This is a genomic window from uncultured Marinobacter sp., assembly GCF_947259545.1.
GTDB lineage: Bacteria > Pseudomonadota > Gammaproteobacteria > Pseudomonadales > Oleiphilaceae > Marinobacter.
In genome coordinates this window covers 715072-731053 of the sequence record NZ_CAMYMK010000002.1, presented here as the reverse complement: position 1 = coordinate 731053, position 15982 = coordinate 715072, and the positions used below count along the sequence as shown (strand labels likewise).

The 15982-nt window shown below is 56.3% G+C and carries 14 protein-coding genes and 1 pseudogene; 5 read left to right on the top strand and 10 right to left on the bottom strand.

Going from position 1 to position 15982, the window contains the following annotated elements; all coding sequences use genetic code 11:
• Position 1 precedes the first annotated feature (1 nt).
• Complete coding sequence (locus Q0Y21_RS03545; protein ID WP_297791607.1) at positions 2-1021, bottom strand: alpha/beta hydrolase; 1020 nt, start codon at positions 1019-1021, stop codon at positions 2-4.
• Positions 1022-1156: 135 nt separating this feature from the next.
• Between Q0Y21_RS03545 and Q0Y21_RS03540 the strand changes: the two genes are divergently transcribed.
• Positions 1157-2050, top strand: a complete 894-nt coding sequence (locus Q0Y21_RS03540; protein WP_297791605.1) for an alpha/beta hydrolase — start codon at positions 1157-1159, stop codon at positions 2048-2050.
• Here the strand turns inward: Q0Y21_RS03540 and Q0Y21_RS03535 are convergent.
• Genes Q0Y21_RS03535 through Q0Y21_RS03520 form a run of 4 tightly spaced genes read right to left on the bottom strand, consistent with a single transcriptional unit; the run spans position 2028 to position 6049 of the window.
• A complete protein-coding gene (locus Q0Y21_RS03535; protein WP_297791603.1) occupies positions 2028-2303 on the bottom strand; it encodes a GIY-YIG nuclease family protein in 276 nt (91 codons plus the stop codon). The genes Q0Y21_RS03540 and Q0Y21_RS03535 overlap by 23 nt on opposite strands.
• Positions 2300-3205, bottom strand: coding sequence for a DMT family transporter (locus tag Q0Y21_RS03530; RefSeq protein WP_297791601.1), 906 nt, complete (start codon positions 3203-3205; stop codon positions 2300-2302). The genes Q0Y21_RS03535 and Q0Y21_RS03530 overlap by 4 nt, the downstream gene beginning before the upstream one ends.
• The gene (locus tag Q0Y21_RS03525) at positions 3202-4584 is read right to left on the bottom strand and encodes a sigma-54 dependent transcriptional regulator (RefSeq protein ID WP_297791599.1); all 1383 of its coding nucleotides are present in this window, start codon (positions 4582-4584) and stop codon (positions 3202-3204) included. Before Q0Y21_RS03525 ends, Q0Y21_RS03530 begins: the two co-directional genes overlap by 4 nt.
• On the bottom strand, positions 4577-6049 hold the full coding sequence (locus Q0Y21_RS03520; RefSeq protein WP_297791597.1) for an ATP-binding protein: 1473 nt from the start codon (positions 6047-6049) through the stop codon (positions 4577-4579). The genes Q0Y21_RS03525 and Q0Y21_RS03520 overlap by 8 nt, the downstream gene beginning before the upstream one ends.
• Positions 6050-6298: 249 nt before the next feature.
• On the opposite strand from Q0Y21_RS03520, the gene Q0Y21_RS03515 reads away from it, so the two are divergent.
• Positions 6299-6697 carry a DUF4168 domain-containing protein gene (locus Q0Y21_RS03515; protein WP_297791595.1) on the top strand — a complete coding sequence of 133 codons (399 nt, stop codon included), beginning with the start codon at positions 6299-6301 and terminating at the stop codon, positions 6695-6697.
• 150 nt (positions 6698-6847) lie between these two features.
• Positions 6848-7951 carry a TRAP transporter substrate-binding protein DctP gene (gene dctP / locus Q0Y21_RS03510; protein ID WP_297791593.1) on the top strand — a complete coding sequence of 368 codons (1104 nt, stop codon included), beginning with the start codon at positions 6848-6850 and terminating at the stop codon, positions 7949-7951.
• On the opposite strand, the gene Q0Y21_RS03505 is transcribed toward dctP, so the two are convergent.
• From Q0Y21_RS03505 to rlmJ, 3 genes are read right to left on the bottom strand one after another with little or no spacing between them, the layout of a single operon-like run.
• Positions 7928-8728, bottom strand: coding sequence for a mechanosensitive ion channel domain-containing protein (locus tag Q0Y21_RS03505; RefSeq protein WP_297791590.1), 801 nt, complete (start codon positions 8726-8728; stop codon positions 7928-7930). The genes dctP and Q0Y21_RS03505 overlap by 24 nt on opposite strands.
• A gap of 12 nt (positions 8729-8740) precedes the next feature.
• On the bottom strand, positions 8741-9976 hold the full coding sequence (locus Q0Y21_RS03500; RefSeq protein WP_297791588.1) for a hypothetical protein: 1236 nt from the start codon (positions 9974-9976) through the stop codon (positions 8741-8743).
• A gap of 36 nt (positions 9977-10012) precedes the next feature.
• Positions 10013-10861 carry a 23S rRNA (adenine(2030)-N(6))-methyltransferase RlmJ gene (gene rlmJ / locus Q0Y21_RS03495; protein ID WP_297791587.1) on the bottom strand — a complete coding sequence of 283 codons (849 nt, stop codon included), beginning with the start codon at positions 10859-10861 and terminating at the stop codon, positions 10013-10015.
• Between the two features lie 134 nt (positions 10862-10995).
• Here rlmJ and Q0Y21_RS03490 point away from each other — a divergent pair, with 134 nt between their 5' ends.
• Together Q0Y21_RS03490 and Q0Y21_RS03485 are read left to right on the top strand one after the other, a co-directional pair.
• A complete protein-coding gene (locus tag Q0Y21_RS03490; RefSeq protein WP_297791585.1) occupies positions 10996-12309 on the top strand; it encodes an MFS transporter in 1314 nt (437 codons plus the stop codon).
• 164 nt (positions 12310-12473) lie between these two features.
• Complete coding sequence (locus Q0Y21_RS03485) at positions 12474-12770, top strand: DUF6316 family protein (RefSeq protein WP_297791582.1); 297 nt, start codon at positions 12474-12476, stop codon at positions 12768-12770.
• A 422-nt stretch (positions 12771-13192) separates the two neighbouring features.
• Here the strand turns inward: Q0Y21_RS03485 and Q0Y21_RS03480 are convergent.
• A pseudogene (locus Q0Y21_RS03480) lies at positions 13193-14545 on the bottom strand (thrombospondin type 3 repeat-containing protein); the annotation flags it as partial.
• Between the two features lie 143 nt (positions 14546-14688).
• The gene (locus Q0Y21_RS03475) at positions 14689-15753 is read right to left on the bottom strand and encodes an OmpA family protein (protein ID WP_297791580.1); all 1065 of its coding nucleotides are present in this window, start codon (positions 15751-15753) and stop codon (positions 14689-14691) included.
• Between the last annotated feature and the right edge of the window lie 229 nt (positions 15754-15982).

Here is a 15982-nt window from a genome sequence, read left to right as displayed (position 1 = left end):
CCTAGCAGGCCTCTGACAGAGTACCCGCCCGGTCGTTTGTGAAGGTATCAATAATGGTATTGAATACCGTCGATTGCAGATCCTGTGCTTCGTTCACCAAATGATGACGACCATCCGGAATACGAAGTTCCTCCACTGAGGAGAATTTATTACGGATGATCCGCAAATTGTGCTGCCAATCGACGGTCAGGTCCTTTTCACCCTGAACCACCGTGACCGGAAAGTTTACCGGCCTGGCAGACTCAATGTGGGGCACCCAACTCCGCAGAGCCGATACCCAGTCGACATGAACCGCCCGCGCCTGGAGCGGATCGTGTTCCTTCAGGAATCGCAGGAACCGCGTGTTACCGCTGTTCTCCGCAAACACCCGACGCCACCGTGTCAGGAAGGGTCTGGCAAGGCTGTGCAGAACCTTTGCGCCAAGCCAACCCATGGGCCTGATCAATGGCGCCAATAACACAACCTGACGAAAATCCGATGTCTGCTGATCGTGCTGATTCGACAACAGGTAATCGATCAGGATAGCCCCTCCGGTGCTCTGCCCAACCGCATACCAGGGCCCCCTCACCTTACCTTTCATCCGGGCCATCACCTCGGATAGCACCGCCTGGTATTCCAGAAAGCTGCCGATAGCCGCCGGTGTGCCACTGGACAGACCGTGGCCCGGCTGATCATAGGACAGCACGTCAAACCCTGCCCCCAGGCAACGGTCAATCAACTGGCTGTATAAACCCACATGGTCAAAGTACCCATGAAGGATAAATACTGTGCCCTTCGATCCGGCACTTTCCGGTGACCGAAAGTAATGCACCATGACCTGATGCCGTCCGGCACTCACATACCCCTGATGGTAGCTTACCTCGGGATGTTCCACCCAGAGATCCAGGCCATAATAACGGCAATACGCTACCATCTCTTCCCCCAGTTGCCGGGGGGCAGACGGATCAAACGGCGTAAGCCGGTCCAGTAATGAACTGCGATTCCAGTCCGGAATTTCTATGGTATCTGTTTTCCAGTACACGTAGAGTTACACGCTTGTCATTTAAGGTGATTCAAGATGGCCCTGACGCCCCTTGCTCGCTTCAGCTTCCGCCATTAGGTTAGCACACCGCCGTATCATCACGGACAGAACCGGAACATTTCCATGGAGAAACCCATGTTGCAACATCTGCTCGAATCCAGTTTAAGACAGACCATGAACCGCATGGTTCGTCCCCTGCTGCACCCAGCAGTACCGGTCTCCCTCCAGCGCACGGTCACTGCTCAGGCCTATCGCAGCTCTATTCCCCCCAGAGGCTGCAAGTTTGACAATGTCACCATTGGTGGCATCAAGGCAATCCGCACCCGTCATGGAGCAGGCGAGTCGGGCGTTGTGCTCTACCTGCACGGTGGTGGCTATATTATCGGATCGCCTTCCACCCACCGGGGGATTACCGGTCATCTCGCGAAGTCCAGTGGCCACACCATCATCGCACCGGATTACCGCCTGGCACCGGAACACCCGTTTCCCGCCGCCCTGGATGACGCCGAATCCGCTTATGAAGGTTTGTTAAAGGAGGGGCACGCCCCAGCCTCCATCGCCATTGCCGGCGACTCCGCCGGAGGTGGCCTGACGATCGCACTGGCCATGCGACTCCGCGACAAGGGACGGCCGCTACCCGCTTCCCTTACGGTGTTCTCGCCCTGGGTCGACCTGACGCACCAGCAGCTTTATTCTCCGGAATGTGAGCCAGTCCTGCAGCCTCGCTGGATCGAGAAAGCAGCCAGACTCTATGCTGGCAAGGAACCCAGAACCAACCCCCTGATGTCTCCTATCCATGGGGACCTCAGTGGCTTACCCCCGCTACTGATCCAGGTTGGCAGCCAGGAAATTCTTTTGAACGATGCCCAACGGTTGTCAGAACGGTTTAACCAGCACCACGGCGAAGCCACACTGGAGATCTATAACAGCCTCTGGCATGTATTTCATGTCCATGCGGGCCAGTTGGATCGCGCAACCAATGCTCTGGCCGGCGCGGCGGCACACATCAATCGCCACCGGGCAAAGTAATCTCTCCCCGCACCAACGCTTCCTTGCGGGTGCGGGGCCACCGCTTGAGCTGCCACTCCAGCCGGGATGCGACACTCCGGTCGCGGACCTCGGCAGTGAACACCAGTTCGAGCGGCCCTTTTCCTCGCAGGCTCCTTGCGCCTTTGGGGCTGCCGGCCTGATGTTCAGAGAACCGGCGATCCACATTCGTGGTTATGCCGGTATACAGTGACCCCCGGGCCGTCCGTACCATATAGACGTACCAACAACTCATGCACTTTCCACCTGTGAAACGCGCTCCCTGACCTTGCGCTGCTGAACCCAGAGCCCGGCCACGATCAATACCAGACCAATATAGGTCGACGGCAGAATAACCTCCCCCAATATCAGAGAAATAAACACCAGGGACAGAAACGGGGAAATAAAAATCAGGTTACTGACCCGTGATGTATTTTCCGCCTTCTTCATGGCGTAGGACCACAACACGAAGGCAATACCCATTTCAAATACACCCACATAAACAGCCGCAGCAACAGCGGTCCCCGGCACGATGTCGAAACCATCGGTGACCGCACATATCACGGCGATGACGGGAAGCCCGCAGAGGAAGTTCAGGAACAGCCCCACCACCGGATCACGGGTATCGCGGGTGGCGATGATCCAGTAGGACGCCCAGATCAGCGTGCTCCCAATGGCCAGCCCGACCCCGACCGGATCAGAGAATGTCAGTGACAGGACATCCCCCCGGGTGGCTATAACCACCACTCCCGCGTAACAGATCAGGCCCGCTACAATATCCAGGCGACGCAGCCGCTGCCCCAGAAAAGGCACGGACATGTAGGCCAGGACCAGAGCCCAGGTGTAGTTCAATGGCTGGGCTTCCTGCGCCGGCAGGCGATCGAAGGCGCCAAACAGCACAAAATAATAGAGACAAGGGTTAATAAGCCCCAGCCCCATGGACTGCAGATACTGCTTGCGACTCAGTGAGAAAACCAGGTGCCAGCGTCCCTGCACCACCAGTATCGTCGCCATCACGATGACCGATGCCGCACAGGCAATGACCAACATCTGCACGGGAGACAACTCACGCAGGGACAGTTTGAACGCAGTGGCGACGGTGGACCAGAGCAGCACCGTCGCCAGTCCGTACAACATCGCCTGTTTCTGATTGGTCATTCCTTTTCCCCCGCACCGGCATCCAGCCAGCGATAGAGTGTCCTTCGATTCACCCCCAGGATCTGGGCGGCCCGGCGCTTGTTACCGCCCACGGCACGGATGACGTCGCTGACGTAATTCTGCTGGAGGGTTTCAAGGGTGGGCCAATCTGCCAGATTATCCGCATTGAGCCGGGTTGGTGCAGCGGGAGAATCAGCCTGGCGCTTACGGATCCTGGCAGGCAGATGCTCAGGCTGGATCACGTCACCATCACAAAAAGTCACGGCACGTTCAATGGCACTGGCAAGCTCCCGCACATTACCCGGAAACGGGTAATCCATCAGGGTCCTGGACACCACCTCCCCAAGACGCATAAAGCCACGATTGTGCCGCAGAGCCGCCTCTTTGAGGAAATGCATGGCAAGAATATCAACATCGTCGCCCCGCTCCCGCAATGGCGGCACCACCAGCGCCAGAGTCTCCAGCCGGTAGTACAGATCCTCACGGAAGGCACCCTCTTCAACCGCCTTTAACAGATCCACATGTGTTGCTGCGATGATACGGACATCCACGGTTTCTTCCTGATCAGCCCCCACGGGCTTGATGGTGCCCTCCTGTAACACCCGCAAAAGCTTGGCCTGTAACGCCAGGGGCATTTCACCAATTTCGTCCAGCAACAGAGTGCCACCATCTGCCTCGGCGAAGAGCCCTTTTCTTGCCTGCCTGGCACCGGTAAACGCCCCTGCCTCATGTCCGAAGAACTCGCTCTCCATCAGTTCCTGGGGGATACCCGCACAATTGATCGGCAGGAAGGGTTTTCCTTTGCGCTCGCTTTCCTGGTGAATCGCCCTCGCCACCAACTCTTTGCCAGTGCCGCTCTCGCCGTTGATGAGCACGGCGGCGTGACTGCGGGCGACCTGACGGATTTCGGTACGCAACCGCTGCATGGCGGCACTTTCGCCGACCAGCCCCAGCGCAGTATCCTCGCTGCTTCTGGATTTATACCTGGCCAGTTCACTGGTGATTTCAGCCTGGGCCAACAGGCGTCGAATTTTCAAACGCAGATGATCGGTGGACAGTGGCTTGGTGAGGAAATCGTCAGCCCCAGCCTTGAGGGCGTCTACCGCCTGGTCGACCGTGCCGAATGCCGTGATGATGATAAAGGGTACCGAATGCCCGGCGGTCTGAAGTTCCCGCAGGATCGACAACCCGTCCTCATCCGGCAAGCGCAAATCAGAGACAATCAGGCCGGGCATACTCGCCAGTGCTTTTTGCTTGCCCTCCGCAGCCGTCGACGCGGTTTCTACACGATACCCGTCCAGCTCCAGCTCTTCCGCCAACAGCAAGCAAAGGCTGGCGTCATCCTCTACCAGCAAAATGGAAGGATGTCTGTCATTCATACTCACCTCCCGGCCAGAACAGACTCATACGACAGCCACCACAGGGGCTATCACCAACCTCTGCGTAACCCCCATGCTCCTTGAGAACACTGCCCACCACCGCGAGCCCCAGGCCCGTTCCCTCTCCGGCTGGACGGGTGCTGTAAAAGGGCTCAAAGATACGATCCCGGACGTCGGGGGAAATACCCTCGCCGTCATCATCAACACGAACTTCCCAGAAACCGTTATCGTGCAACAGCGACAACTCGACCTGGGTTTTGCTGGACTGGCAGGCATTGCGGACTACGTTGGCACACGCCAGCTCAAGACGGGTTGGTTCGGCTTTGATCCCTGCTTGCTGCTCCAGGCCGTGGGTCACGACCGTCTTCTCCGAGCATTTGGGATCATCGGAAATGCGATGGGTCACCTCGCGCAGGATCTTCGCCAAATCGGTATTTCTTCGTGAGTCCGGCACATGACGGAAACAATCAAGCAGCTGTTGGATAATCAGGGTCATACGCTCCACCTGATGCTCAATGTCGTCCAGGTGCCGCTCCTGCCCCGCCTGCAAACCCGCGCGGCGCAGAATGTTCGCGCGCCCCTGAATGACGTTCAGCGGAGCTCCGAGCTCGTGAGCCACACCACCGGCCACGCGGCCAATCATGGCCACCTTTTCCTGGTACTCGAGCTGCTCCGCCAGCTCCCGCTCACGCACGACACGCTCGCTGATTTCCTCTTCCGCCGCGGCCATTCGCTCGCCAATATCCTGAAGGCCCTCATGAATCTGCCGCAGCTCCCGGGGGCCACCCGGACGGGAATCAACACGCCAGTGCCCGGGCGCCATCCCATACATAATTTCCAATAACCGGCTAACATGGCGACCCACGGCGCCGTAATGCCCCAGCACCACCACGAAAATCACTATCAGGGAAAAAGAACACCAGATGACAATGGCCCAAAGACGACTTGAGGCCACAAGTTCGTGGAAGTCACTGCGTTTTCGGGTAATCTGCAACAGTCCCTGAATACGGCCATTCTCCGCGACCAGGGGCGTAAACTGGGAAAACACAGACTTTCCTTCCACCCGGCGAAAGGCCCCGCCCAGTTCACCACTGGCGATGACCTGCTCGGCACTTTTACTGCTACCGACGTCACTGTCCGCCACGCCGAGACTGGCAACCTGTTTACCCTCCTCATCAAACACCGAGGCCCCGTACACCCTGCCAATCCGGAAAATGGATTCCAGGGATTCCCCCATTACGATCTCATCCCCTTCCGACATCGCTCTGGAAAGGGGGCCGCTGACGGCCCGGGCCACGAGTTCGAGGTCTTCCCTCAACCGATCATTCAGGTTGCGCTCAACTGCGCTCAAGCCCAGGTATATCGCCAGACCACTGAATAACATCAGCGGTACCACCAGACTCAGTACCAGTGTCAGGCGCAGCGAACGAAACATTCTTCCTGCATTCAGGACAGGCCTTTGCATAAGGCGCACTCCGACAAAATGTCACAACGTTTTGCCACATGTGGCATATAGCCACAACCGTTATTAACTGAAGTTAACCAAGAAAATTCATATCTTATTGTTTTTAATGATTTTAATCAGATATTGAAAGGTGGCACGCACTTTGATTGTCCGAAGGGTACAGATGCAAATACACCGAAACTACCTGGTTTCAAGTCGGCGGCTGTCTTTGACTTTCGACGGCCCAAATGAAGAGGAAGGAGTAACACTATGAACAAACTTCTCACGTCACTGACCATCTCCATGGCACTGCTTGCCGCAGGCCCTGCCGTGGCGCAGCAAAGCCAGCAGCAAAGCCCTACCCAGACCGGTCAGGATGGTTACAGCAACCCGGCAGCGTCGGGCACACAAAAAACCACGTATAACGACGCGGAACTGAAAAAATTCGTCGAAGCGCAAAACGGCATCAATGATATCCGCGACGAATACATGAAGAAGATCGAAAGTTCGGACTCCCAGGAAAAAGCCCAGAAGCTTCAGATGGAGGCCAACGATAAAATGGTCACCATTATCGAAGATGCCGGACTGGATATTCCGACCTACAACGCGATTGCTACGGCCTATAACAGCGAGCCGAAGGTACGCAACCGCGTTGATGCGCTGATGTAATCGCATCCCCGGCGATCGTCGTCAGTTAAAGGCCCCGCTACCGGGGCCTTTTTTTTGTTCCACAGCAGAACGGTCACCCCCGAAAACCGGGATCTTGTGATACCTTGTTATATGGAGATTCAGACCGGAAAATTCATTGGAGACACAGACATGCCATCATTTCGCCCGCGGCTTACCCTGTTGTTCGCAGCAGTACTGGCCATGCTGGCAGGCTGCTCGGAACCGCAACAGGAGAAAGAGCCCGAGGTAACCGGATCGAACAACGGTGTGCCAGACTACCCGGTCACCTGGCGATTTGCCCTGGAAGAGATTGAGGGCAGTGTCCAGCATGTCTATGCCAATGAACTCAAGGAGCGGATCGAAAGCATTTCCGAGGGCAATATCAAGCTGGACATTTTCCCCTATGGTTCGTTGGGCACGTCAGCTCAATTGACAGAGCTGACGCAGGATGGCTCCGTTCATCTTGCCTTCGCTTCTCCCGGACATCTGGCTGACGCCATTCCGGAAGTGGGCGTGTTTACCCTGCATTATGTGTTGTCCGACCACAATGAAGTTAATCGCCAGCTCCTGGCCAGCGACCAGCTTCTGGAGCTGTTCAGCGCCCCCTACGCCGAGCACAACATGAAGCTCCTGGGTTTTGTGCCGGAGGGCTGGATGGTGTGGACCGCCAATAAACCCCTGCGCAGCCCCGAGGACTTTGACGGACTCAAGATACGGACCATGACGGCAAACCTGGCAAAGGAAGCTTACCGGGCGTATGGCGCCGATCCCCAGCCCACACCCTACTCCCAGGTCTACAGCGACCTCCAGTTGCAACGGATTGATGGCCAGGCCAATCCGATTTTCGCCATTGAAGAGATGGGCTTCTATGAGGTCCAGAACACCATGACCTTTGCACGCCCGGCCCAGTTTATTGCCTCAGTAATCTCCAACCGCGAATGGTACGAAGCCCTGCCGGAGGAACAGCAGCAATGGCTGGATGGCGCCCTCACAAAGGTTGCCCAGCTGATTTACCGTAAACAGGCGGAGCTGAACGAATCCAGGCTGCAAAAAATAACCGAGGACAGTAATATCTCGCTGGTGAGACTGACCGAGGAAGAGCGCGAACGCTTCCGCGAAGCCAGCCTCAGTGCCCGTGATACCTATGTTGAACGGGCCGGTGACCGCGGAGAGGAAATACTCAATACGTTACTGGACATGATCGCCAAACGGGAACAGGAACTGACCGCTTCAAACAGCAGCAACGGGTACTGACACCATACGCACCCCCTCCGACGCCAGGGCTTCCGTGCCCCGCGCTGTCAGGTCCGTAATAAACCGGAACTGCTCCCTGGGTGCCAGGGGGTAGGCCTTGACCTTGTACTGCATGCCATAGGGAGTATTCCGCACCGTCACGGATACTGGCTGCCATGTTTTCACCCAAGGACTGGTGTAAGCCATATCCCGCAGAAGTGACAGCACGGCGCTGACCTCATGATGGGGCTCGACGTGAAACTCCGTCACGCACATCAGATTGTCAGTGCCATCATTACCGTTGGCGATCAGGGCTGTCCAAAGGGTGCTGTGAGGAATGATCACCACGTCGTCGTCCGGCGTGACAATCTCCGCCGATCGGGTACCGATGGACTTTACTTCCCCATATTGCCCGTTGACCTCTATCCAGTCGCCGGGCCGGTAGGGCATCTCATACAGCGTCACGATGCCGGCAATCAGGCTATTGGCGTAATCCTTGAAAGCGAACCCCAGAGCCAGGGCCAGGGCGCCAAAAATCGCCACCATGTTTTCGAACGACGGCTCCACCAGAACCGGCACCACAAAAATGATGGTGGCCACGATGACCACCAACCGCAGCAGGGGAACGGAAGCCAACAGGTATAACCGTGGTTTGCCGCCCAGAGTATGCGCCACACGTGGCAACAGGTTCTGCGCCAGCATGATCACGATGGAAGCCAGCACTATCAGGAATAACGCTTCCAGCAGCGCATCGGTCGTGATACCGGAAAATGCACCGCTTAAATCAAGATCGCCCATACACCGCTCCTGTCAAAAGGCATCAACGGGGAAGCCGTCGCTCTGCAGTTGCCTGCGAATGGCGGGATAGCCCAGAGGCGTGACCCGCCATACCCCGTCACTCTCGTGGTACTCGACCAGATCGGCCCTCAGCAATCGATTCAGCGCCGGGGCTACCTCATGGCCTTTCATCCCTGTCACCAACTCAAGACGATCGCTGCCCAGGCCATCGTGCAACAACAAGGCATGAAGAATGAACTCAAGCCCACGACCAGAGGAAGAAGGCACCACGGGAAGACTGAGCTTGTTCAGTGGCGCGACCCAGCAGTGCGCGCGCACTGACTGGCGCTCGCCCTGCTCTTTCGACTCCAGCTTTTCTTCTTCGGGCCTGGCCCGCAGCGCCTTTTGCCAGATGCCCAGGGCAACCCCGGGAATCCCCCTGGACAGGGCAGCCAGATCGCGGAGGAAATTCGCCGTTTTGTTCCCCTCGCCCAGAGCATCAGGGTCCGAAGGGAGTACCCATAACCCGGTATCGGCCATTCTTGCCACGACCCCGGAGTCGCTGGCCGGGGCCGCCAGGCCACCCAGCCAGAGGCCAAGCTTGCCGGAATCCATGGGAGCCGGCGTCAGCGGCTGAAATCGCGCGTCAGGCAGGTAATAACTCCAGAATTGCCAGCACCAGCTTGAGCAACCAATCAAACCGTCTCCAACCTCATTGGCGGCAACTCGTCGCAAAAGCTCCCGCACCAACGCCAGTCCGGAGCGGTGCCTGAGCCAGAAACTCGCCAATTCGGGAATAACCCAGGGGGTCGAAAGATCGCAGGCATCCCACCATTCCGAGGCATCGCTGTCGGACAGCAGCAGGTTTTCAGGGGGCATAATCAGATTCCGTACCCCAGCGGCGTCATCGTCTGCCAGCACTTCAAGGGCTTTGCGTATACCGGAGAAAGGCGGTGCCACCAGAAAACTCACGGGATTATTCCCCTGACTGTCCGCCACCGACGCCAGCAACAGACTGGCGATGCGGCCGTAATCCGGGTCTGGGGCAAATCGTTCAATCTGGCCCCGCGACAGCATTGGGAGATCATCCAGGCTTTCGAATGCCTCATCGTCCGGCGAAAGGCCGGTTGTTACCTGTGTCCAGGCATTGCGTATGGCGTCCTTTACAGACCGATGAACGGATGTTTCAGGAAGCCGCCATTCCTCCAGCGGAATCAGGCCTCCGGGCAGTTGCGGATGAACTACTTGCTTTTCGGCAACTTTGGCCAAACAACACACTCCCTCACAACAAAAACAGGATTCGATCTACTCCGGAACCAGCCAGTCCATGGAAGCAGACACCGACAGGCAATCATCCCCCGAGACATCGGCCAGCATGGCCGCAAGGCGTTCATCAAAGCCCCAGGGCGGATTAACAACCAACATGCCTGATCCGACCATACCCCTGCCAGGCGGGCGTTTGAGGTGAATTTCGCTACAGAGAACCCGTGACACCGGACCATCCACGACTGCCTGCTTCAGAGCCTGGTCCGGACCCGACGTCAGTATCGGATACCAGACAAGATAGACGCCGTGACGGCATTTGCGCCAGGCGCTGGCCAGAGTATCCGCCACCGCGCCGTAATCGGATTTGATTTCATAGGACGGATCAATCAGCACGAACAGTCTCGGCAACGGCGGCGGCAGCTGACGCAACAGGCCACGCAGGCCATCCTCACGAAAGACCCGGATCTTGCCCCGCCCTGCCCAATCCTCCAACTGCCGTCCCTCGGTCGGATGAAGCTCGAACGTGGTCAATGAATCCTGAGGGCGCCGGAAACGCTGGAACCACTCCGGCGAACCGGGGTAGCGGTCCAGGGTTGGGCGCCCCCGGTTAATGTCTGTGAGCGCATCGATCAACGGCTGCCAATCTTCTCCAAGTGAGGATGGCTGCTTGCCGGCGAGCGCCCACAGCTTCTGGACGCCCTGCTCCGCTTCACCCGTTTTCAGTGAGCGATCGCTGTGTAAATCATACAGTGCACTGCCGGCATGAGTGTCGAAACAGGCGATACCGGATGGTTTGGCCTGCAGCATCCGCAACGCGAGAACCTGGGCCGCGTGTTTCTGGACATCGGCAAAGTTACCGGCATGAAAACCGTGGAGATAGCTGAGCATGAAACATCCTGTGGCGATCGGTCATCGTATGTCCGCATTAGGCCCGAAGATCGGAAAGGGAGCAAGCCAACTGGGGCCTGCGCGCCGGCCCTGTTATCATCCCGAGCGGATCCCGGTTTCCAGAGGAGGCACACTTGTCAGCGAAGTCCAGAAATGCAGCGGAACAACTCTATGCCCTGATCGCCAACGAGGAAGACGCCAGGGTCTGCAAGGATATTTCCGATGAGGCCTGCCGCGAGGTGCCCCGCAATTTCTTCCTGATACTGGCCAGTAACGTCCTGACCAAGCTCGGTGATCTGCTGATCAGCCCCAAGACCGTGCTGGCCTGGCTGCTCAGCGCGGTCGGCGCCCCCGCCCTGGTCGCCTGGCTGGTACCCATCCGGGAGTCCGGGTCCATGGTGCCGCAGATGGTTATTGCGGCCTGGGTACGGCGCAAACCCATTAGAAAATGGTTCTGGACACTGGGCAGCTTCGGTCAGGCCATCAGTGTTGTGGCGATGGCGGCCAGCATCTGGTTCTTCGAGGGGTATGCTGCTGGTGGCGGAGTGATTGCCGCACTGGTGGCCTTTTCCCTGTCCCGAGGATTCTGCTCGGTCTCGATGAAGGATGTGCAGGGTAAATGCATTCCCAAGACCCGTCGAGGCCGCCTGTCCGGCCTGGCAACCACCATCGGCGGCTCCGCCACTGTGGTGCTAACCGTCCTCCTGTTCTGGGACCGTGGCGACCCGGGCATTGCGTTCTATACCCTGCTTCTGTTGCTGGCAGCCACCCTGTGGCTGATGGCGGGTTTCCTGTTCGCCGGCATTCAGGAGCATCACGGCGAAACAGGCGGGGGCGGCAACGCCCTCACAGATGCATTCAAGAGCCTGTCACTGTTACGGGACGACGCACCTTTCCGGCATTTTGTCATCACCCGCGCCCTATTACTCTGCTCCGCTCTGGCCTCACCGTATTTTGTCGTGCTGGCCCAAAAGGGAGCAGATAACGGCTGGTTGCTGGGAACCTTTCTTCTGGCCAGCAGCCTGGCCAGTTCTATCAGCGCCAGCATCTGGGGCTGGATGGCGGACACCTCCAGCCGACGGGTGATGATTCGTGGGGCCACCATTGCCAGCTCTGTCTGCCTTCTGGTGGCCGTAATCGCCCTGGTTAGCGGGGAGCTGACCGGCAGCGTCTGGTTCTATCCAATCGCCTTTTTCATCCTCAGCATCGCCCACGCCGGCGTCCGGCTTGGCCGGAAGACCTATCTGGTCGACATGGCCGGAGGCAACAAACGCACGGATTATACCGCTGTCAGCAACACTGTTATTGGTGTTCTGCTGCTTGTTATCGGCGGATTCACAGCCCTGATCTCAATGATTTCCGATGTCGCGGTCATCCTGACGCTTGGCTTGATGGGGATGGCAGGCGCGCTCAGTGCCATGCGCCTGAAAGAAGTGACTGAAGATTGACCCAAAATACCATAGCCTACGTCACAAAAAGCAATGAATTGTCACGTATAGCCCGTAGTATCCGTGATGCCCGAGGTCCATCTACTAGCGTCGGTATGAGCAGGAGAACAGGACTAGTTGTTTCGCGTAGTAGTTCTGAAACTAATATCCGCTGAGGATTGAGCATGCGAGCAGATCCGAATATTCCCGCCAGCCATGAAAAGCGGCTGATCCATACAGCATTTGGCTGGTACGCCCTCACCCGTGAACAGTCGGATTTGGGCCCTTTCCCCAGTAAGCAGGAAGCCTCTGAGGCGCTGACTCGGCATATCCAGGTCTATAAAGGAGTGAACACCCGTAACGACCGTGACGGCAAACCGCACACGGGAATTTCACTTCACGATTCCTCACACTGCCATAAAACCAACTGCGCCCTGTGTGCCGAAGCGTATATTCTCCGCCAGGGCATGGTCGCTTCGTGACAGCGGATCAACAGCGAATAGATGAGGGCGAGCAGGAGATGCTTGTTCCTCGTCATCGGCGACACAGGGTGTTCATAGCTCTATTTGGGTTCATTTTCGGGCTCGCTGCTTTAACTTGGGCCAGCTACGACTATACCCCTAGCGATATCAACTACCGGATTCATTATCCCGGCGAATCCAGCACACCAAGTCTGGCCAGATAACATAGAATCTTAGGGTCTCCTCGATACCCAGGAGAGGTGTTCGAGGGTCCGGCAGTACATCCTCCTCTACCCCCATCAAGCCCTGGCATTCACAACTCCCCCGAATCACCTTGGGCCTTAAACAAAAATGCCCCGGAGCTTTCGTCCGGGGCATTTTCGTTTACTGCGGTTGTGACTAACTGTCATACAACCGCTTTATCTAAAAGTAAGCTACCACCATTAGGGAGTAACCACGTCCGTCTTACTAGCACAGACTGAACGAATCCGGACATCCTCAAGGAGAGACGCCACATTCGAACTACTGTAGATCTGGACTGCATCGAAGCGCTCAGATGTCTGGAAGATCAGGAACGTAGTTTCCTCCGTATCGATCAAGCCAGACAACCCCAGAAGATCAAGGCCGGCCTCAGAGATATCAGCACTGTCCTGAACAACGTTGCCTGCTCTTAGTGTTCGAACCTGAATATCACCACCCTGCAGGTCCAGTTCCAGCAACGCCGCAGAGTCTTCAAAGGCGACACCTACAACGTTCGCGCCGGGATAGACAAAGCCAGAAGTCGCTGCAACGTTAAGGCGTACCTCAGACGGAAGCCCAAGAGGATTCAACAATACATCCAACAGGCTCGTATTTCTCATGGTTGCAAAATCTGTCAGCGGTAAGGTAACCACATTATCAGGATTCTCCACACCACAAGTCAGCGTTCCCAGCAGCGCACTACCAAGACACTCAGAAGTATCAGCCTCGGCCGTAGCAACAACATCAGAGTCGCTAGTCAACATCGGCGTATACTGCTCGCCATTGATGCCACACTGGTACAATGCATTGTCTACCGCATCACACTCGTCACCGATGTTGTCATTATCGGAGTCTAGCTGATCTGGGTTTTGGACAGTCGGGCAGTTGTCCCCGCCCAATGTTGGAGAAAGCGACTGAAATCCTCCTAAACCGAGGTCAACCTTGTCATCAACACCATCACCATCCTGATCAACATCACAGGCATCACCGATACCGTCACCGTCAATGTCCGACTGATCTGCATTTGCAGTGTCCGGGCAATTATCCGCTGGTGTGGAGCCGGTTGCATTATTGGGGATACCGTCCCCATCAGTATCTGCGGTAGCATCACAAAGGGCCGGATCAGTACCGTCTGTTAGTGGACACGCATCGGAATCATTTGCGGTGCCGTCTCCATCGATATCGTCATCACATGCATCGCCGATTCCATCTCCGTCCAGATCCGCCTGAGCCTCGTTAAACACCAGCGGGCAGTTATCGTCAGAAATGTCAGTAAAGGTACCATCGCCATTATCGGTCTTGTCAGGCACACCATCACCGTCAGAGTCGATATCACAAGCGTCGCCAAAAAGATCAGAATCGGTATTCAACTGATCATTATTTGGAACTGCTGGACAATTATCTTCGTTATTCAGAATACCATCGCCGTCGATATCTTTACCGGTGATATTGTCGTCACAGGCATCATCGATACCGTCAACATCCTGATCAATACCCAAATTCACAGCATTCGGACAAGAATCTTCGTTGTCGGGAACCCCATCACCATCGGAGTCAAACCCTTGGGTGTCCCCGCCTACAGAGCCGCCGCCATTACTATCCGACTTACAACCAGCCAATGCCAGCAGTGCCGTGAACAGCAACGCCATATACCAGCTAAATCGAGTCATTCTCATTGTATTGCTCCTGTTGCCAAAGCTCAGCGGGAAATCACGTTGAATTCAACGCGGCGATTCCGCTCTCGTCCTTCTTCCGTGTCGTTACTGCGAATAGGCTTGGATTCACCATAACCGTTGGCAGTCAGCTGATCCGGATCAACCCCCAGATCAATCAGGTAGTCACGCACAGCATTGGCCCGCTGTTCGGACAGCTGCTGATTGTATGCCTCGGAGCCTACGCTATCGGTATGTCCGGCCAACTCAACCTTCATATCCAACTGACCTTTGAGGGCGTCAGCGGCACGGATCAGAATGTCTTTGGCATTAGCGGTCAGGCGGTTCGAGTTGAATTCAAACGTGACGCCACGCAAAACCACAGACTGTTCCTGCTCGGTATCAACACAACCGACGGAATTCACTTCCAGGCCTTCCAGAGTGTTCGGACACTGGTCGACACCGTCAACCACGCCATCACCGTCGGAATCCGCAAAGTCTTTCTCAACCACGACTTCACGCTCGATAACCTTTGTCTTTTCGACAATCTGCTTGCGAGTCGCGCCAATCGGAACCGTCAGCCCCAGACTGAACTGGATGTCAGACTGCCCATCGTCAAACGAGTCGTAAAAATAGCGGGCATCACCGCGAATGCGGATCCCGGACTGCGTCAGGGGAGAGGTCATCAGGCCAAGCCCGACATTGGCAAAACCGCCAAACTCGCCTGCGGAATTGTTGGCAACGTCATTGCGGGAGACACCACCGCCAATCAGACCATAAGGGGTAAATTCCTCATCGCCGAAGAATCGATAGGTCAGGTCTACACCCAGTCCCTGCTGGTAATAATCTGTCAGTGCCGAGTCATCTGTTTCAATGACACCTGAGAAGCCCTGGGGCTCAACCCACCAGTGGTCGTCCAGCCGAATGCCGTAAATAACCCTTACCGCAGAGCCATACTCATCGGTACGCTCGCTGTCCGGCTCAATATAAACACCCATAACCGACAATTCAGTGTTGTGCTGGACACTGTCTGTAGCCTTTGCAACGTCCGGTGCCAGCGACACAAGCATGCTTGCGGCCAACAGCGAAGGTATTTGTATCGGCTTCCTCATTCCAAAAGTTCTCCCTTTATTTTTTGTCTGAACGGTAGCCACCATGCGAACTGACTCACACGCTAACCTGCCAGAGTATAGAACAATTCACCGCAAAAATTGGCTCTATTGCCGCGTACAAAAGGCTACAAAAGCCATGACACTTTCGGGTGATACCCATAGTAGTAGATGGAAATCAAAAGAATGATCAGGGGCGAGAGAAGTATGACTCTACTTATGCTATTGAAAT